This is a genomic window from Pseudonocardia sp. N23 (genome assembly GCF_002583555.1).
Classification (GTDB): domain Bacteria; phylum Actinomycetota; class Actinomycetes; order Mycobacteriales; family Pseudonocardiaceae; genus Pseudonocardia.
This window is the reverse complement of record NZ_BEGX01000077.1, coordinates 136,360-155,792: the sequence shown is the minus strand read 5'-3', so window position 1 is coordinate 155,792 and position 19,433 is coordinate 136,360. Positions and strand designations below refer to the sequence as shown.

The 19,433-nt window shown below is 72.8% G+C and carries 19 protein-coding genes; 5 read left to right on the top strand and 14 right to left on the bottom strand.

Translation table 11 applies throughout. From position 1 onward, the window contains the following. Window positions 1-5: 5 nt before the first annotated feature. From TOK_RS22350 to TOK_RS22340, 3 genes are all read right to left on the bottom strand, one after another. A complete protein-coding gene (locus tag TOK_RS22350; RefSeq protein WP_098959944.1) occupies window positions 6-1,025 on the bottom strand; it encodes an alpha-ketoacid dehydrogenase subunit beta in 1,020 nt (339 codons plus the stop codon). Next, entirely contained in the window at window positions 1,018-1,995 is a 978-nt protein-coding gene (locus tag TOK_RS22345) for a thiamine pyrophosphate-dependent dehydrogenase E1 component subunit alpha (protein ID WP_098959943.1), read from the bottom strand. The genes TOK_RS22350 and TOK_RS22345 overlap by 8 nt, the downstream gene beginning before the upstream one ends. A gap of 92 nt (window positions 1,996-2,087) precedes the next feature. Continuing rightward, the gene (locus tag TOK_RS22340; RefSeq protein ID WP_253258560.1) at window positions 2,088-2,885 is read right to left on the bottom strand and encodes an SDR family NAD(P)-dependent oxidoreductase; all 798 of its coding nucleotides are present in this window, start codon (window positions 2,883-2,885) and stop codon (window positions 2,088-2,090) included. 227 nt (window positions 2,886-3,112) lie between these two features. Between TOK_RS22340 and TOK_RS22335 the strand changes: the two genes are divergently transcribed. Then, window positions 3,113-3,673, top strand: coding sequence for a carboxymuconolactone decarboxylase family protein (locus tag TOK_RS22335; RefSeq protein ID WP_098959942.1), 561 nt, complete (start codon window positions 3,113-3,115; stop codon window positions 3,671-3,673). Between the two features lie 69 nt (window positions 3,674-3,742). On the opposite strand, the gene TOK_RS22330 is transcribed toward TOK_RS22335, so the two are convergent. Genes TOK_RS22330 through TOK_RS22315 form a run of 4 tightly spaced genes read right to left on the bottom strand, consistent with a single transcriptional unit; the run spans window position 3,743 to window position 7,202 of the window. After that, window positions 3,743-4,501 (bottom strand): ABC transporter ATP-binding protein, encoded by a 759-nt coding sequence (locus TOK_RS22330; RefSeq protein ID WP_098959941.1) that lies wholly within the window; start codon window positions 4,499-4,501, stop codon window positions 3,743-3,745. Further along, window positions 4,498-5,244: an ABC transporter ATP-binding protein gene (locus tag TOK_RS22325; protein WP_098959940.1), complete on the bottom strand. Its 747-nt coding sequence runs from the start codon at window positions 5,242-5,244 to the stop codon at window positions 4,498-4,500. The genes TOK_RS22330 and TOK_RS22325 overlap by 4 nt, the downstream gene beginning before the upstream one ends. 3 nt (window positions 5,245-5,247) lie before the next feature. Continuing rightward, window positions 5,248-6,315 carry a branched-chain amino acid ABC transporter permease gene (locus tag TOK_RS22320; RefSeq protein ID WP_098959939.1) on the bottom strand — a complete coding sequence of 356 codons (1,068 nt, stop codon included), beginning with the start codon at window positions 6,313-6,315 and terminating at the stop codon, window positions 5,248-5,250. Next, window positions 6,312-7,202, bottom strand: coding sequence for a branched-chain amino acid ABC transporter permease (locus TOK_RS22315; RefSeq protein ID WP_172457705.1), 891 nt, complete (start codon window positions 7,200-7,202; stop codon window positions 6,312-6,314). Before TOK_RS22315 ends, TOK_RS22320 begins: the two co-directional genes overlap by 4 nt. A gap of 392 nt (window positions 7,203-7,594) precedes the next feature. Between TOK_RS22315 and TOK_RS22310 the strand changes: the two genes are divergently transcribed. Together TOK_RS22310 and TOK_RS22305 are read left to right on the top strand one after the other, a co-directional pair. Further along, a complete protein-coding gene (locus TOK_RS22310; RefSeq protein WP_098959937.1) occupies window positions 7,595-8,359 on the top strand; it encodes an IclR family transcriptional regulator in 765 nt (254 codons plus the stop codon). 46 nt (window positions 8,360-8,405) lie between these two features. After that, window positions 8,406-10,049, top strand: coding sequence for a class I adenylate-forming enzyme family protein (locus TOK_RS22305; RefSeq protein ID WP_253258559.1), 1,644 nt, complete (start codon window positions 8,406-8,408; stop codon window positions 10,047-10,049). A gap of 6 nt (window positions 10,050-10,055) precedes the next feature. Here TOK_RS22305 and TOK_RS22300 read toward each other — a convergent pair whose 3' ends face one another. From TOK_RS22300 to TOK_RS22275, 6 genes are all read right to left on the bottom strand, one after another. Continuing rightward, window positions 10,056-10,940 carry an NAD(P)-dependent oxidoreductase gene (locus TOK_RS22300; protein WP_216362057.1) on the bottom strand — a complete coding sequence of 295 codons (885 nt, stop codon included), beginning with the start codon at window positions 10,938-10,940 and terminating at the stop codon, window positions 10,056-10,058. Then, on the bottom strand, window positions 10,937-11,368 hold the full coding sequence (locus tag TOK_RS22295) for a carboxymuconolactone decarboxylase family protein (RefSeq protein WP_374754921.1): 432 nt from the start codon (window positions 11,366-11,368) through the stop codon (window positions 10,937-10,939). The genes TOK_RS22300 and TOK_RS22295 overlap by 4 nt, the downstream gene beginning before the upstream one ends. Next, entirely contained in the window at window positions 11,365-11,760 is a 396-nt protein-coding gene (locus tag TOK_RS22290; RefSeq protein ID WP_098959935.1) for a cupin domain-containing protein, read from the bottom strand. The genes TOK_RS22295 and TOK_RS22290 overlap by 4 nt, the downstream gene beginning before the upstream one ends. 351 nt (window positions 11,761-12,111) lie before the next feature. Continuing rightward, on the bottom strand, window positions 12,112-12,975 hold the full coding sequence (locus TOK_RS22285) for an IclR family transcriptional regulator (protein ID WP_253258558.1): 864 nt from the start codon (window positions 12,973-12,975) through the stop codon (window positions 12,112-12,114). Between the two features lie 311 nt (window positions 12,976-13,286). Further along, on the bottom strand, window positions 13,287-14,042 hold the full coding sequence (locus tag TOK_RS34940) for an IclR family transcriptional regulator (RefSeq protein WP_098959934.1): 756 nt from the start codon (window positions 14,040-14,042) through the stop codon (window positions 13,287-13,289). Beyond that, window positions 14,039-15,484 (bottom strand): APC family permease, encoded by a 1,446-nt coding sequence (locus tag TOK_RS22275; RefSeq protein ID WP_098959933.1) that lies wholly within the window; start codon window positions 15,482-15,484, stop codon window positions 14,039-14,041. The genes TOK_RS34940 and TOK_RS22275 overlap by 4 nt, the downstream gene beginning before the upstream one ends. Window positions 15,485-15,744: 260 nt before the next feature. Here TOK_RS22275 and TOK_RS22270 point away from each other — a divergent pair, with 260 nt between their 5' ends. Both TOK_RS22270 and TOK_RS22265 read left to right on the top strand, forming a co-directional pair. After that, a complete protein-coding gene (locus TOK_RS22270) occupies window positions 15,745-17,208 on the top strand; it encodes an APC family permease (protein WP_098959932.1) in 1,464 nt (487 codons plus the stop codon). A gap of 15 nt (window positions 17,209-17,223) precedes the next feature. Further along, a complete protein-coding gene (locus TOK_RS22265) occupies window positions 17,224-19,125 on the top strand; it encodes a primary-amine oxidase (protein ID WP_098959931.1) in 1,902 nt (633 codons plus the stop codon). An 89-nt stretch (window positions 19,126-19,214) separates the two neighbouring features. Here TOK_RS22265 and TOK_RS22260 read toward each other — a convergent pair whose 3' ends face one another. Continuing rightward, entirely contained in the window at window positions 19,215-19,430 is a 216-nt protein-coding gene (locus TOK_RS22260; protein ID WP_141566497.1) for a hypothetical protein, read from the bottom strand. Between the last annotated feature and the right edge of the window lie 3 nt (window positions 19,431-19,433).

Genomic DNA, 19,433 nt, shown 5'->3' with positions numbered 1-19,433 from the left:
CTTCCTCAGGCGCTGTGCAGCCAGTCGCGCACGGACTCCGAAATGTCTCCCGCGCCGGGCAGCAGGCCGGCGACGAGGCTGGGTGCGGCCGGCACCCGGCTGTCGGGCAGCCCGAGCCGCAGCGGCGGCACCCGCAGCGCGACCCCGGCACCCGCGACGCGGGCGACGACCTCGGCGCCGAAGCCGCCGGTCGTGTTCGCCTCGTGCACCACGGCCAGCGCCCCGGTCCGGGCGGCGCTCGCGACGACCTCGTCGGTGGGGAACGGGTTGAGCCACACCGTTTCCAGGACCTCCAGGGAGATGCCCTGCTCGGCGAGCGTCGCGGCCGCCTCCAGCACCCGGGCGGTCATCGCACCCCAGGTGACGACGGTGGCGTCGCTGCCCTTCCGGCGCACCCGGAGCCCGCCCGGAGTCTGCACCGGCCCACCGAGCCGGACGGGCCCCTTGCCCGTCGGGTAGAGCGTCCGGTTCTCGATGACGAGGACCGGGTCGTCGCTGTGCACCGCCGCGACGAGCAGGTCGTAGGCGTCCTGCGCGGTCCACGGCATGCACACCCGCAGGCCCGGGACGTGCAGGAACAGCGCCTCCAGGCTCTGGCTGTGCTGGGCGCACGCGCCGGGTGCGCTGCCCTGCTGGGTGCGGATCGTGACGGGCGCGGTGAGCTCGCCACGGCTGACGTACCGCACGTTGGCGAGCTGGTTGACGACCTGGTCGAACGCGACGAGGGAGAAGTCGACCCACATGATCTCGACGATCGGCCGCCTGCCCAGCATCGCCGCGCCGACGGCGGAGCCGAGGATCGCGGACTCGCTGATCGGGGTGTCGAAGACGCGGTCCCCGAAGTCACGGCGCAGCCCGCGGGTGACGCCGAAGACCCCGCCGGGCGTCGCGATGTCCTCGCCGTAGAGCAGCGTCTCGGGGATCTCGTCGAGACAGCGGCGCAGGGCCGCGTTGACCGCCTCGCCGTAGGTGAGCTCGCGGGTCTCGGTGGCGGTGCTCGCCGGGGACACGGCCGTGTCAGGCATAGAGGTGCTCCTTCGCGGTCGTGGGGTCGGCGAGCGGCGCGGCCAGCGCGGCCGCGGACGCCGACTCCATCTCCTCCCGGGCGGCGCGCTCGGCGCCGGCGATGTCGTCGTCGGACGTGCCGGCGTCGCGCAGCCGCCGCGTCAGCAGCGCGACCGGCTCGTTCTCGGCGTCGCGCTCACGCTCACCGGGGCGGCGGTACTGGTCGGCGTCACCGATGTAGTGCCCGACGAGCCGCTGCGTCATGGCCTCGACCAGCGTCGGGCCGCCACCCTCGCGGGCGACCTCGAACGCGTCGCCGAGCCGGTCGCGGACCTGCTCCGGGTCGTTGCCGTCGATCCGCTCCCCCGGCATGCCGTACCCGGCGGCGCGGCGGAACAGCTCCGGCTGCCCGACCATCTCGTCGATCGGGGTGAGCTCGGACCAGGAGTTGTTCTCGCACAGGAACACCACGGGCAGCGAGAACGCGGCGGCGAAGTTCATGGCCTCGTGCACCGCGCCCTGGTTCATCGCGCCGTCGCCGAAGACGGTCAGCGCGACCCGGTCGGTGCCGTCGTGGCGCCCCGCCAGTGCCGCACCGCATGCGATCGGCGCGCCGGCGCCGACGATGCTGTTCTCGCCGAAGAACCCGTGGCCGGGGGCGGTGAGGTGAGCCGATCCGCCGCGGCCGCCGTTGACGCCGGTGGCGCGGCCGAGGATCTCGGCGAACAGCGCCTCGGGTTCCACACCGCACGCGATGGCCCACGAGTGGCCGCGGTAGGTGGCGAAGACGGCGTCGTCGGGGCCGATCAGCCCGGACGCCCCGACGGCGACGCCCTCCTGGCCGATCCCGAGGTGGATCGAGCCGACGGCGTCGCCCGCGAGCCGCAGCTCGCGGACCCGCTCCTCGAAGGCGCGCATCCGCCAGACCTGGCGCAGGTCGGCGAGCGCGGTGGCGGTCGCGCTGCCCGCGGCGGCATCGGTCGCCGTCACGGCGTGGTGCCGTTCATGTCCGTCTCCTCGTCAGCGGGTGCCGGCCTCACGCCGGTCGGTTCAGGGTTGCCGCAGCTCAGGCCCTGGGGCTGTCAGCCGGAGGCCAGGCTCTGGCCGCCGTCGACGGCCAGTGCGACGCCGGTGATGAACGCGGCCTCCTCGGAGGCCAGGAACAGCGCGGCGTTGGCGACGTCCCAGGCGGTGCCCATCTTGTTGCGCAGCGGGACGTGGGAGTTGCGCTCGGCGTAGACGTCCTCGCGGGTACGGCCGTCGAGGCCGACGCGGTTCTCGATCGCCATCGGGGTGTCCATCAGCCCGGGGAGGATCGCGTTGGCCCGGATCCCGTACTGGGCGTTGGTGATCGCGATGTGCTCGGTGAGCGTCACGACGCCGGCCTTGGAGGTCCGGTAGGTGACGTAGGGGTAGTTGATCTGTGCGGCGATCGAGGAGATGTTGGTGATGACGCCGCCGCTGTCCTGGCCGCGCATGACCCGGATCGCGTGCTTGCAGGTCATCACCATGCCCTGCAGGTTCACCGCGGTGATCAGCGCGAAGGCCTCGGCCTCGATGTCGGCGACGGACGCGTCGCCGCCGGCGATGGAGATGCCGACGTTGTTGTGCAGGATGTCGAGCCGGCCCCACTGCTGCACGCAGGCGGCGACGGCGGCGGCGACCTCGTCCTCGACGGTGACGTCGGCACCGATCGCGAACGCCTCACCGCCCTCGTCGGCGATCTGGGTGACGGTCTCCTCGGCGGCGGCGAGGTCGCGGTCGGCGCACAGCACCTTCGCACCCTCGCGGGCGAGCAGCACGGCCGTCGCGCGGCCGTTGCCCGTCGTCTGCCCGGGGGTCTGGCCCGCGCCCATCACGAGCGCCGTCCTGCTTGCCACCCTGCCGGTCCCCGCCATCGCCGACTCCTTCGTCACATCACCCGCCACTGGATTCGAAACGTCGCATTTCAAATGATGAATACTTGCGTCATTTCGTGAACGACGGTAATCATGGGCCGTCGCCCCGTCAACACCGCCGGGGCACCCGCGGGAACCCGGCGCCGACCGGCGGTCCGAAGGTCGTGGAGCACCCCCGCGGACACCCCGGACCGCCACACGGAGCGACGATGGCACTGTTGCCCTATCTGTCCGAGTCGGACCTCGCCGAGACCGATCGCGAGCTGCTCGTCAGGCCGATCAACCTGTTCCGCGGTCTCGCCAACAGCCCCGACGGGCTGCGCCACTTCCAGGTCCTCGGCCAGTGGATCCGCCACGGGTGCGAGCTCGACCCGCGCCTGCGGGAGCTGGCGATCCTGCAGGTCGGCTACCTGACGGCGAGCCCCTACGAGTGGAGCCACCACGTCAAGATCGGGCACGACTTCGGCGTCACCGACGACGACGTCGCCGAGCTGGTCAAGGCCAGCAACGGCGAGGAGCACACACTCGGCGAGCTGGAGACGCTCGTGGTCACCGGTGCCCGCGAGGTCACCGCGGACCGCGCGATGAGCCCGGCGACCTGGTCGGCCCTGGAGGGCCGGCTCGGTCGCGCACGGCTCGTCGACCTCGTGATCGTGGCGTCGTTCTACAACGCGGTGATCCGCATCCTCGGAACGCTGCAGATCGACGTCGAGCCCGAGTACGCCGGCTACCTGGAGAAGTTCCCGTTGCCGGAGAAGCCACTGGCCTGAGCCGTGGTGGCGGGCCCGTCCCCCGACCGGGCCCGCCACCGGCGCCGCCGTCCGCCGTCTCCGCACGGGTCACAACCCGAGGTAGGCGCGCTGGAGGTACTCGCTGCCCTCGAGCTCCCCGCGAGTCCCCGTGAAGGTGACCTCACCGGTCGTCAGCACGATCGCTCGCTCGATGACCTCCAGCGCCTGCGTCGCGTTCTGCTCGATCAGCAGGACCGACACACCGAGCTCACGGTGGATCGCGGCGAGCCGGTCGAACATCTCCTCGACGATCACCGGTGCCAGCCCGAGCGACGGCTCGTCGAGCATGAGCAGCCGCGGTGCCAGCATCAGCGCCCGGCCCACCGCGAGCATCTGCTGCTCGCCGCCCGACAGCGACCCCGCCAGCTGCGTCGCCCGCTCCTTCAGCCGCGGGAACAGCGTGAACACCTCGTCGAGCAGCTCGGCGCGCGAGCGGTCCGGCGGGGTTGCGTACGCGCCGAGGGCGAGGTTGTCCTGCACCGACAGTGACGGGAACACCCGCCGCCGCTCGGGGACGTGCGCCAGCCCGGTCGCCGGGACCCGGTGTGCCGGGACGCCGACCAGCTCGGTCTCGCCGAGCCGGATCGACCCCGACGCCGGGCGGACGAGCCCCGACACCGCCTTGAGCAGCGTCGACTTGCCGGCACCGTTCGCGCCGAGCACGCCCATGAACTCGCCGGGCAACAGCTCGAACGAGACGTCGACGAGCGCGCGGATGTTGCCGTAGTCGACCGAGAGGTTCTGCACGCGCAACGCCGCCGCGCTGCTGTCGCGCTCGGCCGCGGCCGGCGTCCAGGGCAGTCTCATGCCGGCTCCCCGAGGTTCTTCGCAGCGCTGCGGCCGAGGTAGGCCTCGACGACCCGTGGGTCGCCCATGACCTCCCGCGGTGGGCCCTCGGCGATCTGGACGCCGTGGTCGAGGACGAGGACGCGGTGGCTCAGCTCCATGATCACCCGCAGCACGTGCTCGATGACGATCGTGGTCAGGCCGTCGCCGTTGAGCTGCTTGATGACCCCGATGATGTCGCGGGTCTCGGCCTGGTTGAGCCCGCTCATCATCTCGTCGAGCAGCAGCAGCCGGGGGCGCAGCGCGAGCGCTCTCGCGATCTCCACCCGCTTCTGGTCCGCCAGCGGCAGCTCCTCGACCCGGATCGGCTGCAGCGCCTGCATCCCCAGGAGCTCGGCCACCTCGTCGGCGCGGGCCCGGGCCGCGGCCATCGACGGGCACACCGTGCTGGCCGAGAGCGTCACGTTCTCCGCGACCGTCATCGCCTTGAACAGCCGCACCGACTGGAACGTCCGCGCGATGCCGAGGCGCGCCACGCGTTCCGGCGGGCGGCCGCTGACCAGCTCGTCGCCGATCCGGATGGTGCCCGAGGTGGGCCGCACCGCGCCGGCGACGGCGTTGAACATGGTCGTCTTGCCCGCGCCGTTGGGCCCGATGATGCCCAGCAGCTCGCCCTCGTGGACCGTGAAGTTGACGTCGTTGACGGCGACGAGGCCTCCGAAGCGGACGGTCAGTCCCTCGACGCGCAGGAGTGTGTCGGTCACGGCTCAGCCCCCGTTCCGGCTGGTGGGGACGGCTGCCTCGGCATCGGGGGACGCCGGTTCAGGATCGGGCCCGCCCGGCGGCGCGGCGCTGCGCGGGGGCCGCGGGCGGCGTCGCCCGATCCGCATCGACATGATTCCGCGCGGCTCGATCCAGAGGATGACGAGCACGACGAGGGCATAGACGACGAGGTTGAACCCGGCCGGGTACGCCGAGAGCGACGAGTTGAGCAGCTGCTGCAGGGGCACCAGGATCACCGCGCCGACGACCGGCCCCCAGAGCTTGCCCGCACCGCCGACGAACGCGATGACCGCGATCTGGGTGGCGAGCGTCGCGCCGAACGCGCTGTCGGGGTCGATGAACCCGATGTACTGCATGTAGACCGAACCGGCCACCGCCCCGGGCACCGCACTGATGACCAGGCCGGTGAGCTTGACCCGGAACACCAGCACCCCGGACGCCTGCGCGGCCTCCTGGTCCGCCTGGATCGCGCGCAGCTGCAGACCCAGCCGCGACCGCAGCACCAGCCAGGTCACGACGAACGCGAGCGCGGCCAGGATCATCGCGATCCAGTAGAAGGTCACCTTGTTCTCGAAGGAGAACTGGCCGGGCGCGTCGCCGAGCAGCGGCAGCGTCAGCCCGACCTCGCCGCCGGTGAATCCCTCGTAGTGCCCGGTGAGGATCGCGAACACCAGTGTGAGCGCGAACGTCGCCAGCGAGAAGTAGATGCCGCGCAGCCGCAGCGTCACCGCGCCGAGCAGGACGGCGAGGGCGACCGCGACGACGACGCCCACCAGCACGCCCAGGTAGGCGTTGAGGTGGTAGTGCACCTGCAGGATCGCCGTCGTGTAGGCGCCGAGCCCGAAGAAGATGCTGTGCCCGAAAGAGATCTGGCCGCCGAACCCGCTGATGACGTTCCAGCCCAGCGAGGCTGCCATGAAGATCAGCGTGAGCGTCGCGACGCTGAGCACGAAGTTGGTCTGGATGAACCACAGCGGCAGGCTCGCGACCAGGACGAGGACCACCAGCCCCAGGCCGCCGGTCGAGCGCAGCACGCGCGTCACGGGGTTCATGCCGAGGCCCTCCGTCCGGCCAGGATTCCCTGTGGTCGCAGCACCAGCACCAGCACGAAGACCAGGAACAGCCCGACGTCCTGCAGGTCGACCGCGACGTAGATGGCCGTGACCTGCTGGATGATGCCGACGAGCAGGCCCGCGACGAACGCGCCGACGACGTTGCCCAGCCCGCCCATCACGACGGTCACGAACGCGATGATCAGGAAGCCGGCCCCGGTCGTCGGTGTCACCGGGTAGTAGGTGGCGAGCACGCAGCCCGCGATGCCGGTGAGCATGATCCCGACGCTGAAGCTCACCGCGTAGACCTTGTTCGGGTCGACACCGACCATCGAGGCCATGTCGCGGTCGTCGACCGTCGCGCGGATCGCCTTGCCGTACAGGGTCCGTTGCAGCGCGAGGTAGAGCAGCCCGAACACCACGAGCGCGATCACGAACGACACCAGCCGTGCCTGCGCGATGTAGACGCCGAAGACGTTGTAGACCGCCGGGAGCACGCCCTGGACGGCCTGCGGCGACGGCCCGAAGATCATCAGCAGCACGTTGGAGATGAGGATCGAGACCGCGAGCGTGAGCACCAGCTGACCGTGCTGGGCGTCGACGGCCGAGATGCCCTTCACCGAGAGCGTCCGCCGCACGATGACGCGGTAGACGATCAGACCCAGCACGAACGAGATGATCGCGACGGGGATGATCCCGATCAGCGGGCTGAGCCCCGCGCTCGCGAACAGCAGTACCGCCCCGTACATCCCCAGCGTCACGAAGTCGCCGTGGGCGAAGTTGATGACACGGGTGATGCCGAAGATGAGGGTCAGGCCGCTGGAGAACAGCCCGTAGAGGCCGCCGACGAGGATTCCACTCACCAGCGTCTGCACGAGAGTCGTCACCAAGGGATCACGCTCCGCCGTTGGACCGAGGATCGTCTGTTCTGGGACGAGCAACCGGCCGCGAGAACTACGACCGCGGGCCGGGAATTTCACATCCTGAATGACATCGTGAGGATGTGAAAAGAAGCTAGCGGCGGGCCCGGGGTGCGTCAAGGACCGTCCGGACGCTCGTCCGGCACCGTCCCGGACCATCGCGCGCGCCGGATTCTGAGCCCACGTCGCGACCTCGTCACGTTCCTCCGTGAACGCGAAAGCGCCTTGTCCGCACAGCCCGCCGCGACCTACCTTCGGGCGGGACCGACCCTTCGGGATCCCGGAAAACGGACACGGGTCGGCGAAGAAGGCGGCGCCGCCATCCCTGCCCGGGGCCGCCCCGGACGCGGGAGCACACCGTGGACAGTCGGCGCCTCGGCCGCATCTTCGACATCGTCGACCACCTCGCCGCGCACGGACCGGGCACCGTCTCCGAGCTGAGCGCCCGACTCGACCTGCCCCTGTCGAGCACCCACGACCTGTTGCGCGCCATGGTCGAGGCCAAGACCCTGCACCTGTCCGGGCGCCGCTACGGTCTCGGCCCGCGCGCCATCCGCACCGCCATCGGCGTGCTCGACAGCGTCGCCGTCCGCCGCATCGCCGCACCGCACCTCGACGTGCTCGCCGACCGCACCGGCTTCGACACCTACCTCGCCGTCGCCACGGGAAGCCGCATCGTCTACGTGTCGCGCCACGCCGGGCGCCAGCACGTCAACCTCGACATCCCCCTCGGACGCAGCCTGCACCTGCACAGCACCGCCGTCGGCAAGCTGTTCGCCGCGTACCGGCCCGAGGTCGCCGACGCCATGCTCCGCAAACCGCGCCCGGCCCTCACCCCGCAGACCCGCACCTCCCCCGCCGAGCTCGACCGCGACCTCGCAGGCATCCGCAGTCGCGGCGTCAGCATCAGCCGCGGCGAGAGCATCCGCGGCGTCGTCGGCCTCGCGACCGCCGTCCGCGACCCCGGCGGCACCGTCGTCGCGGCCGTCCACGTCTCCGCGCTGCGGACGACGCTGCCCGCACGCCGCCTCGGCGAGGTCACCGACGCCATGCACGCCACGTCGACGGCGATCGAGGCCGAACTCGCCGACCCGGCCGGTGCCGCCACGGCCGACGCCGGCTGACCTCGTGCCCGATCCCCTCGGAATGCCCGATCCCATCGGAGGACACGTGCCCGATCCCGGGACCCCGCCCGCCTCGGCAACGCTGCCCGCACTCGTCGCCGACCTCGCCGCCGCGACCCCGGACGCGCCCGCCGTCGTCGCAGGCGGGCCCGGCGCCGCGACGGCCTGGACCTACGCCGAGCTCGACGACGCCGCCCGCCGTGCCGCCGCCGCACTCGCCGGGCTCGGGGCCGGACCGGGCGAACCCGTCGCGCTGCTCGCCGGCAACAGCGCCGAATGGCTCGCCGCCACGCTCGGCGCGATGCGCACCGGGGCACGGGTCGACGCCGTCAACACCTGGGTGAAGGCCTGGGACCTGCGCCACCTGCTCGCGACCTGCGACGCGCCCGTCCTGGTCATGGACGCGGCCGTACGCTCCAGCGACCTCCTCGGCGCCCTGCGCGAGCTGCTGCCTCAGCTGTGGGACACCGACCCCGGCGACTGGACGTCGGTGGAGTTCCCGGCGCTGCGCGAGGTCGTCGTCCTCGACCGCGATCCCGGCACCGACGTCCCCCGCGGGGCCCGCCGCTGGTCCGGGCTCACCGATGTCGCGCCCGCCGACGTCTGCGCCGCGCAACCCGGCGACACCGCATTCGTCCTGTACACCTCCGGCTCGACGCGCCACCCCAAGGCCGTGCCGCTGCGCCAGCGCGACACCGTCGTCAACGGATTCCACATCGGCGAACGCATGGGCCTGACCGCCGACGACCGGGTGTGGCTCGGCTCCCCGCTGTTCTGGAGCTTCGGGGCCGCCAACGCGTTGCCCGCCACGTTCTCCCACGGCGCCTGCCTGGTGGTGCAGGACCAGTTCGAGCCGGCCGCGACCGCCGCGATGCTCGCCGAGCACCGCTGCACCGCCGCCTACCTGCTCCCCACCCTCGCCGACGCGCTCGCCGGCGTCGCCGAGCAGGTCCGCGCCGTCACCACGCTGCGCACCGGCCTCTCGATCGGGCGGCCCGACGAGCTGCGCCGCATCGTCGACGACCTCGACATCCCCGGCATCTGCAACATCTACGGCTCCACCGAGACCTACGGGAACTGCTGCGTCACCCCGCACGACGCCCCGCTGGAGATGCGGCTCACGGCGCAGGGCCCGGCGCTGCCCGGCAACGAGCTGCGCGTCGTCGACGACGCCGGGACCGTGCTGGGCGTCGGCGAGTTCGGGGAGCTGCAGGTCCACGGCCGGGTCATGCGCGGCTACCTCGGCGACGACGCCGAGACCGCCGACAACAACGCCAAGGCCCTCACCGCCGACGGCTGGTACCGCACCGGCGACCGGCTGAGGATCCGCGACGACGGCTGGGTCGAGTTCGGCGCCCGCCTCACCGACATGATCAAGACCAACGGCATCAACGTCGCGCCCGCCGAGGTGGAGGGGTTCCTGTCCGGGCATCCCGCGGTCGCCGAGGTCGCGGTCGTCGGGGCTCCGCACCCGGGCCGCGGGGAGGTCGTCGTCGCCTTCGCGACGCTGGTGCCCGGCTCCCACACCACCGGCCAGGAGCTGCGTGAGCACTGCCGGGCGTCGATCGCCGGGTACAAGGTGCCGTGGGAGGTCGTCGTGGTGGATGCCTTGCCGCGCACCGGGACCGGGAAGCTGACCCGACTCACGCTCGCCGAGGACGCCGCCGAGCGGGTGCGCCGGGCGGTCTGAGCGGTCCTACTCCCCGCTCGTCCGCTGCAGGTAGCGGACGATCTCGGTGTGATCGGCGGCCGGGCCGAGCAGCTCGACCGCGGCCCGCCAACGGTCGACGACCTCGCCCGCCACCCCGCCCCGGATCCCGGTGGCCTCGATCAGGCCGAGCGCGATCCGGACGTCCTTGGCCATCAGGCCGGCGGTGAACCCGGACCCGAAGGTGCCCGGCAGCACGTGGTCGGGCCACTTCGTCTCCGTGCCGTTGCTGCGCCCGCTCGCCCCGTTGACGACCTCGAGCATCACCGCGGGGTCGAGTCCGAACCGCTGACCCGCGAGCAGCGCCTCCGACGCGGCCAGCAGGTTGGCCGCCGACATGAGGTTGTTGAGCGCCTTGAGCGCGTGGCCCGCGCCGACGTCGCCGACCCGGCGCGGCCGGCCCATCGACGCGAGCAGCGGACCCAACCGCCGCGCGGTGACCTCGTCACCGCCGACCATGATCGCGAGCGTCGCCGCCTCGGCGCCGCGGACCCCGCCCGAGACGGGAGCGTCCACCAGCTCGGCACCCGCGTCGGCGACACGTCCGGCCAGCTCCCGGGTGCGCAGCGGCTCCGACGAGCTCATGTCCACCAGCACCGCGCCCGGCTCCAGCGCATCGAGCAGGCCGTCGCCGACGACCGCGTCGACGACGTCGGAGTCCGGCAGCATCAGGATCACCACCGGCATCCCCTCGGCCGCCTCGGCGACCGACCCGACGGACGTCACCACACCGTCGAGGCGGCGCAGCGCCGCGGGGTCGGCGTCGAACGCGCGGACCGCGACCCCGCCCGCAGCGACGTGACGGGCCATCGGGTCGCCCATGCGTCCGAGGCCGACGAACCCGACGACGGACGGCAGCGCCGGCCCGGTCACTGATTCTCCCGGGCCGTGTCCCCCGCCGCGACGTCGTCGTCGGACAGCTCGCCGAGTGTCTTCTCCGCGACCCGGAACGCCTCCAGCGCCGCCGGCGCCCCGCAGTACGCGACCGTCTGCAACAGTGCTTCCTGGATCTCCTCGTGGGTGCAGCCGTTGCGCACCGCGCCGCGGACGTGCACCGACAGCTCGTGGTTCCGGTTCAGCGCCGTGAGCATGACGATCGTCAGCAGGCTGCGGGTGCGCCGGTCGAGTCCCTCGCGGGTCCACACCCCGCCCCACAGCGCGCCGGTCACGAACTCCTGGATAGGCCGGGAGAACTCGCTCACCGCCGCCATCGACCGGTCGACGTGCGCGTCACCGACGACGTCGCGGCGCACGGCGAGCCCTGCGTCCCAATGGGTACTGCCCGGTCCGAACTCGCTCACGATCCCTCCCGGGACAGGTAGTCGTGCTGGGCCACCTCGTCGGCCCAGACCGTCGGGCCCAGCGACACCGCGAGATGGGTCATGATCGTCTCGGTGGTGCCGCCGTGCCAGTGCTGCTCGCCCGGCGGCACCCAGACGACGTCACCCGCGCGCACGACCTCCGGCGCGCCGCCCTCGGTGCACACCCATCCCAGCCCAGCCGTGACGACGAGCAGCTGCCCGTCGGTGTGGCTGTGCCAGAACGTCCGCGCGCCCGGGGTGAAGGTCACCGACCCGATCGTCGTGCCGTCGGTGGCCGGCAGCACCGGGTCGCCCCAGACCGTCCCGGTGAACGTGTCGGCCCGTACCTGCGTCGGGGTGCCCTCCGGGGCCCGCCCCCTGACGATCTCCACGTCGACCTCCTCGTCGTCATGCCTGCCCGCCGTGGTCGGCCTTGTCAGACTGTCCGACAATCCTGGCCCGGGCAACGGGAGGCACCTCACGACGACCGACCGGTTCAGGGGAAGCCGAACACCAGGATCGACCGCGGGGGCGGCCGGCACCGGCCCACCGGTGCGACGAACACGCCGGCCGGCGACCGCCCGCGGGCGGTCGCACACCGGGCCCGGGACATCCCACGACGCGGACCGCGAGGGCCGGTCCGGCGCGGACCGAGCCCGGGGCAGGGCACGCCGGCCGGTCGGGCCGGGCCGGCATCGTCGAACGGAGGCGGACAGCGCCCCCCGCCTCGCGAGCGCGCAGGCTCAGCCCGTGCGCTCGACCGCGGCGTGGAGGTCGGCGCGGTAGCCCAGCCGCCGCGACGCATCGGCGGCGGCGTCGACGACGACCGGGGCCAGCCGGTCGACGTCGACCGGGTTGAGCCGCTGCAGCGGTGCGCCGATCCCCAGCGCCGCCACCAGTTCGCCGGACAGCCCGAACACCGGCGCACTGATCGACGCCGCGCCCGCGTCGCGCTCCTCGAAGCTCGCAGCGAACCCGGCGTCGCGGACGTCGGCGAGCTGAGCGGTGAGGACGTCGATGTCGACGACCGTGTGGTCGGTGAAACGGCCCAGCCCGTGCCCGACGGCCTCCTTGCGCGCGGTCGGATCCCAGGCCATGAGCACCTTGCCCGCCGACCCGGCGTGCAGCGGCATCACCATGCCGACGACGAACAGCCGCATCACCGGGTGGCGCGACTCCGCGAGGGCCACGATGGTCCGGTACGGACCGCTGCGCACGTAGAGGCAGGCCGTCTCACCGGTCTCGTCGCGCAGCGCCTGCAGCACCGGCCGCGACAGGGCGACGAGGTCGAGCCCGAAGGTGCCGGGCGCGGCCCGCTGCACGAGACCCATGCCGATCCGGTAGCGGTCGTCGACCCGGTCGAGGAAGCCCTCGGCGACCATGTTGCGCACCAGCCGCTGACAGGTGCTGGCGGGCAGCCCGGTGGCGCGGGTGATCTGCTGCAGCCCGAGCTCGGAGGACTCGATGGAGAACGCGTCGAGGATCTGGACGATCTTGCGCAGCACCAGCAACGGTGCGGCGGCGCCCCGGCTCTCCCCCGCCCGCCCTTCGGCGGGCTCGTCGCCGTCCCCCGCCTCGGCCGTCCCGTCGACCACGTTCTCGTTCACGCGCTCACCCACGTCCTCGCCTGCGTTCCGCGCCACGGGCCTGCGATCCACGCCCACGGGCCTGCGATCCACGCCCACGGAGCGGGACGCCTGCGGTGGCGGCGGGCCGTCCGATCCGGCACGGTCGTCATTCGAACCCGTGTGACGCTGCGCATCGTATCGCCGAGGCCACGTGGTGCGCGGCGGAGCGCTCCCACGCTCTGGGTTCACTCCCCACGATACGAGTGGCAGGGGGCGCGCCGAGTTCGACGTGAGGCTGCCCCCGCAGGCCCCGCGGTCCCGACGCCGGGCTCGGCGGACCAGCCGTGGGCTCACGCCAGCAGCGGGCCGAGGCGGTCGGCGTGCTCGCGCAGCAGCGCGACGAGCTCGGTGTTCGGGTCGGCCACCCGGCTCGCCGGGCCCGACAACGCCAGCCCGGCGACGAGCCGCCCGTCGCCCGGAGCCCGCACGGGCACGGCGAGGCAACCCCGGTCGGCGCGCAGCTCGCCGCACTGCCGGGCGATGCCGTCGTGGGCGACCTCGTCGATGCGGACGGCGAGCTCGCTCGTCGACGACACCGTGTGCTCGGTGAACACCCGCAGCTCACGGACGAGGGCGCGCCACTCGGGCTGGTCGGCGAGCAGCAGCCTGCCGAGCGCGGAGACCTGCGGGTAGCGGGCGAGCAGCGCGGCGTCGCTGGGCGGATGGTCCGGATCCGGGTCGACGAGCGTCACCTGCCCGGACCCGAACGCGGCGAGGTGCACCCCCCAGCGGACGAGGCCGCGCAGATGGTCGACGACGCCGCGGGCCGCCGTCGGCGGGGTCGTCGTCACCGGGACGGCCAGGCGGGCGGCGCGACGGCCGAGCGCGAACCCCTTCAGGTCGGGCAGCCGGACCAGGTACTCCTCCCCCACCAGCAGGTTGAGCAGCCGGTAGGTGGTGGCCTGCGGCATCTTGAGCGCGGCGGAGATCTCCTTGGCGGTGACGCCGGGTCCGGCGGCGACGACCTCCTCGAGGACGGCGAGCGCGCTGCGGACGGCGCGGGGCTGGCGGCCCGAGAGCGGGAGCGGGTCCCGCGGCGTGGTCACGCGGCCCGGCCCGGGTCGCCGAGGACATCGGCGGCGACGGTCTCGTCGTAGACGCCGATCGCCGCGACCTCGCGGGGTCTGCGCACCCGCGCCCACACGAACCAGGTGACGGCCGCACCGGCGAGCGCGGCGAGCGCGGCGACGACCGGCGTCCCGCCGGAGGCGACGACGTACGCGACGAGCGCGGCGAGCAGGATCGGGACGATGATCGAGGTCGCGGCCACGGCGGGCCAGGTCAGCTCCCCGATGCGGCGCAGGAACACCGGTGCGGCCAGGCACACCAGCAGGTAGGCGACGAGGAAACCGCCCGTGGCGACGGTCAGCAGGAACACCAGCAGCGGCCCCAGCGCGACCCCGGCCACCATGCACGTCGCGAGCCCGACGACGAGCACCGGCACGACGACGGCGATCGCGACGTGCGGCGTCGCGAACCGGGGATGCGTGCGGCCGAAGGCGCGCGGGGCGACGCCGTCGCGGGCGAGCGAGAACAGGATCCGGGCCAGCGCGTTCGTGGTCGCGAGCGCGCAGGCGAAGAACGACATCGTGAGGCCGAGGTCGAGCAGCGGGGTGAGCCAGGGCCAGCCACCGGCCGCGGCGAGGGTCGGCACCGGGGCGTCCTGCGCGGCGAGCCCACCCGGCACGGACGCGAACCCGACGACCTGGGTCTGCGCCGCGAACACGCACAGCAGGCCCGACACGGCGGCCGTCCACGTCACGGCACGGGGCACCGTGCGGAACGGACGGCGTGCCTCGGAGCCGAGTGCCGTCGCGATCTCGAATCCGATGAACGCCGCGAGCGCAGGCAGCACGCCGGCGATGACACCGCCGAGACCGGGATCCGGTTGCGGCAGCTCGGGTCCGGCGGGTGGGGCGGCGAGCAGCAGCCCGAAGATCGCGAGCATCAACGTGATCGACACGAGCTCGACGAGCAGCACCACCCGCGCCGACAGCCGCACGCCGCGCAGCGCCAGCGCGCCCGCGCCGAGCCCGACGACCACGACCGCACCCACCGGCACCAGCACCGACACCGACCCCCCGAGCCGGGCGACGAGCGCCTGGAGGTACGTCGCGCCGCCGGTGAGCGCCGCCGCGGCGAGCATCCCGTAGCCGACGAGCAGCGCCGCCCCGCTGGCGAAGGCGGCGCCGGGGTTGAGGCCCTTGGCCGTGAGGCTGTAGAGCCCACCGGTCGCGGCCATCCGCCGGGTGAACCGGGCGATGCAGCTCGCGACGAGCAGCGCGAGGCCCGTCGCCACCGCGAACGACCACACCGTCCCGCCGCCCGCCGACACCGCGACGATCGCCGGGGTCGCCGCCATCGCGGCCGACGGCGCGGCACCCGACACCGACTGCGCGAACACCTCCAGCGGAGCGAGGCCCCGGCGGCGCAGGCCGTGCACGGGCGAGCGCTCACGCAACCGCGGCAGCACGGGACGATCGCGCAACGGGCCTCCTCGCCTGGGCGGCCGGTGCCACGCGGGACGCGGCGGGTCCGGACCGACGCGGAGCCTACGACCGCGGCCCGTCCCGGATCCACCGTCTCACCTGCGGGGACGGTCGAATGAGAATTCCTGCGGACGGATTCCCGCAGGACGGGAACCTGCGCCGGCCCGATTCGCGCTGCCCGGGACCGGCCTTTGACGTGCCCGTCGCGGGGAGTGACCGTCGTCACCCGTCACACCCGCGTCCCCCGGGAGTCTCATCGATGAGCACAACGGACAGGCACGCCCCCGAATCCACACGCGGCCTCACCGGATCGCTCGGTGTCGGGTCGATCGTCTTCATGGTGGTCGCCGCGGCGGCCCCGCTCACCGTCATCGCGGGCACCGTCCCGCTCGGGATCGCCGCAGGCAACGGCGCCGCCTTCCCGACGACGTTCGCGCTCTGCTGCGTGGTCCTGCTGCTGTTCGCGGTCGGGTTCTGCGCGATGAGCAGCCACATCCCGAACGCGGGCGCCTTCTACACCTACATCGCCCGCGGACTGGGCCGGGCCACCGGGACGGGTGCGGCATTCCTCGCGCTCGTCACCTACACCGCGGTGCAGCTGGCGGTGTACGGCTACATCGGCGCGGTCGTCGACGGGCTGGTGCAGAACTACGGCGGTCCCGCGCTGCCGTGGTGGCTGTGGTCGATCGTCGCACTGGCGATCGTCGCGGTCCTGGGCTATCGCCACATCGAGCTGTCGAGCCGGGTGCTGGGCACGCTGCTGCTCGCCGAGGTCGCGATCGTCCTCGTCCTCGACGTCGTCGTCGTCGGCCGCGGCGGCGGCAGCCCCGAGGGGCTCTCGTCCGCCCTGGTCCAGCCGTCGCAGGTGGTGTCCGGGTCGCTCGGCATCGCGATCATGTTCGCGATCGCGTCGTTCATCGGGTTCGAGGCGACGGCGGTGTTCCGCGACGAGGCCCGCGACCCCGAGCGCACCATCCCGCGCGCGACGTACCTGGCGCTCATCCTGATCGGCGTGTTCTACACGCTCTCGAGCTGGGCGGTCGTCTCCGCGTGGGGCGACACCGCGGCCGTCGAGCAGGCGACCGCCGATCCCGGGAACATGCTCATCACGACGATCACGAACGTGCTCGGGCCCGTCGGCGGCGACGTCGCGCAGGTCCTGCTGGTCACCAGCATGTTCGCGGCGCTGCTGTCGTTCCACAACGTGCTGGCCCGCTACTACTTCACGCTCGGCGCCTCGCGCACGCTGCCCGCCGCGTGCGGGCGCAGCCACCCGCGGCACCGGTCCCCGCACATCGCGTCGGCGACGCAGACCGTCACCGCGCTGGTGTTCATCGTCGTGTTCGCGGTCGCCGGGATGGACCCGGTGACGCAGGTGTTCGCCTGGATGGCCGGCACGGCGACCCTGGGTGTCCTCGCGCTGATGGCCCTGACCTGCGCGGCGGTGATCGTGTTCTTCCGCTGGGAGCGCGTCGACACCCGGCCGTGGAACACCGTCGTCGCACCGGTACTGGGGCTCGCGGGGCTGCTGGTGTGCCTGTGGCTGACGGTCTCCAACTTCCCGACGCTGATCGGTGGATCCCCTGCCCTCGCGACGGCGATCGGTGCTGTGCTGGTGGTGGCCTTCGTGTTCGGCCTCGTGTGGTCGCGCCGCCGTCCCGCCACCCCGCCGGACCCGACACCGACGCCCGACACGCCCTCGCCGGCCGCCGACGCCGCCTGACCGGAAAGGAACCCCATGACTCTCGCCGAGTCCCGCACCGAGTCCGCCACGGGCCACCCGCTGTCGATGACGACCGCCGAGGAGGTCGCCACCGTCCGCGAGGTGCTCGTCGACGCCGGCCTGCTCACCGAGCACGTCCGCTACGCGTTCTTCGCGCCCGAGGAGCCCGCCAAGGCCGACGTCCTCGCGGGCGGCGACTGCGACCGCCGGTTCCGCGCGGTGCTCCTCGACATCTCGACGGGCCGCTCCTTCGACACCGTCGTCTCCACCACCGACCGCGCCGTCGTGTCGCAGCGTGAGCTGGACCCGCCGCGCGACGGCCAGCCCCCGATCATCGACACCGAGTTCGAGATGATCGAGGACATCCTCAACGCGGACGCGGGCTGGCTCGCGGCGCTGCAGGAGCGCGGCATCGAACCGGCCTCGGTGCGTGCGGTGCCGCTGTCCGCCGGCGTGTACGACTACCCCGACGAGGTCGGGCGGCGGATCGTGCGCGCCTTCGGGTTCCAGCAGGACCACGAGCGCGACCACCCCTGGGCGCACCCGATCGACGGGCTCGTCGCCTACGTCGACCTGACCCGCCGCAGCGTCGACCGGATCGTCGACGAGGCCGCGCACCCGGTGCCGTCGACGTCGGGCAACTTCGACGACCCCGAGGTCCAGGGCCCGCCGCTGGACTCGCTCACGCCGATCGAGATCACCCAGCCGCAGGGCCGCTCGTTCACCGTGGAAGACGGTCGCGTCCGCTGGGGCAAGTGGGACCTGCGGATCGGCTTCAACGAGCGCGAGGGCCTCACCCTGCACCAGATCGCGTTCGACGAGCGGCCCATCTGCTACCGCGCGTCCGTCGCCGAGATGGTCGTGCCCTACGCCGACCCGGCGCCGGTGCGGTTCTGGCAGAACTACTTCGACTGCGGCGAGTACATGTTCGCCCGCTACTCCGACTCGCTGCAGCTGGGCTGTGACTGCCTGGGCGACATCCACTACAGCGACGCCGTCATCGCCGACGACCTCGGCAACCCGCGCACCATTGCGAACGCGATCTGCATGCACGAGGAGGACTACGGCGTCCTCTGGAAGCACTCGGACATGTTCACCGGGTCGCGGGAGACCCGGCGGCAGCGGCGGCTGGTGATCTCGTTCTTCACCCCGATCGGCAACTACGACTACGGCTTCTACTGGTACCTGTACCTCGACGGCACGATCGAGCTGGAGTGCAAGGCCACCGGCATCGTGTTCACCTCCGGCACGCCGGGCGAGTACGCCACCGAGATCGCGCCGGGCCTGGGGGCGCCGTTCCATCAGCACCTGTTCTCCGCGCGGCTGGACATGACCGTCGACGGGGCGCGCAACTCCGTCGAGGAGGTCGAGGCCCAGCGGGTGCCGATGGGCGAGGGCAACCCCTACGGCAACGCCTTCCGGCGCTCGGTGACCCGGCTGAACCGGGAGTCCGACGCCCAGCGTGACGCCAACGCCGCCTCGGCGCGAGTGTGGCACATCGTCAACCCGGAGAAGCTCAACGCGCTGGGGCAGCCGGTGGGCTACGTCCTGCACCCGACCGGGCAGCCGACGCTGCTGGCCGACGAGGCGTCGTCGATCGCGGCGCGGGCCGCGTTCTCGACGAAGGCGCTGTGGGTGACGCAGTACGACCCGGCGCAGCGCTACTCGGCGGGCGACTTCGTCAACCAGAACCCCGGCGGCGCGGGGCTGCCGGCGTGGGTGCAGGCGGACCGCCCGGTCGACGGCGAGGACATCGTCGTGTGGCACACCTTCGGGCTCACGCACTTCCCGCGCCCGGAGGACTGGCCGGTCATGCCGGTCGACTACACGGGCTTCGTCCTGAAGCCTGCGGGGTTCTTCGACCGCAACCCGGCGCTCGACGTCCCGCCGACGGTGTCGGACCACTGCAGCGGCTGACACGCTCCGCTCAGGGCCGACGCACTCCGCGCGCTCGTGAGTGGCAACAGTCGCTGCAGCGACTGTTGCCACTCACGGGGTGGTCGGGGTCAGCTCGCCTCGACCATCGCGCGGGCGACGACGGGGCGCAGGGGCTCGGGGACCGGCAGGTGCGAGACCCGCAGGTGGGCGACCGCGCGGCGCAGGGCGACGACCTCGTCGCGCAGGTGCTCGATGGTCTCGCGGTCGGCCGCGGCACGCACGGTCTCGACGTCGCCGGTGAGGCGCGAGAGCTCGTCCACCACGGGGCGCAGGCTGGTTTCCACGTC

Coding starts and splice junctions, on each gene's coding strand:
- TOK_RS22350 (WP_098959944.1), bottom strand. CDS start 1,025: ATGCCTGACACGGCCGTGTCCCCGGCGAGCACCGCCACCGAGACCCGC.
- TOK_RS22335 (WP_098959942.1), top strand. CDS start 3,113: ATGGCACTGTTGCCCTATCTGTCCGAGTCGGACCTCGCCGAGACCGAT.
- TOK_RS22330 (WP_098959941.1), bottom strand. CDS start 4,501: ATGAGACTGCCCTGGACGCCGGCCGCGGCCGAGCGCGACAGCAGCGCG.
- TOK_RS22320 (WP_098959939.1), bottom strand. CDS start 6,315: ATGAACCCCGTGACGCGCGTGCTGCGCTCGACCGGCGGCCTGGGGCTG.
- TOK_RS22270 (WP_098959932.1), top strand. CDS start 15,745: ATGAGCACAACGGACAGGCACGCCCCCGAATCCACACGCGGCCTCACC.
- TOK_RS22265 (WP_098959931.1), top strand. CDS start 17,224: ATGACTCTCGCCGAGTCCCGCACCGAGTCCGCCACGGGCCACCCGCTG.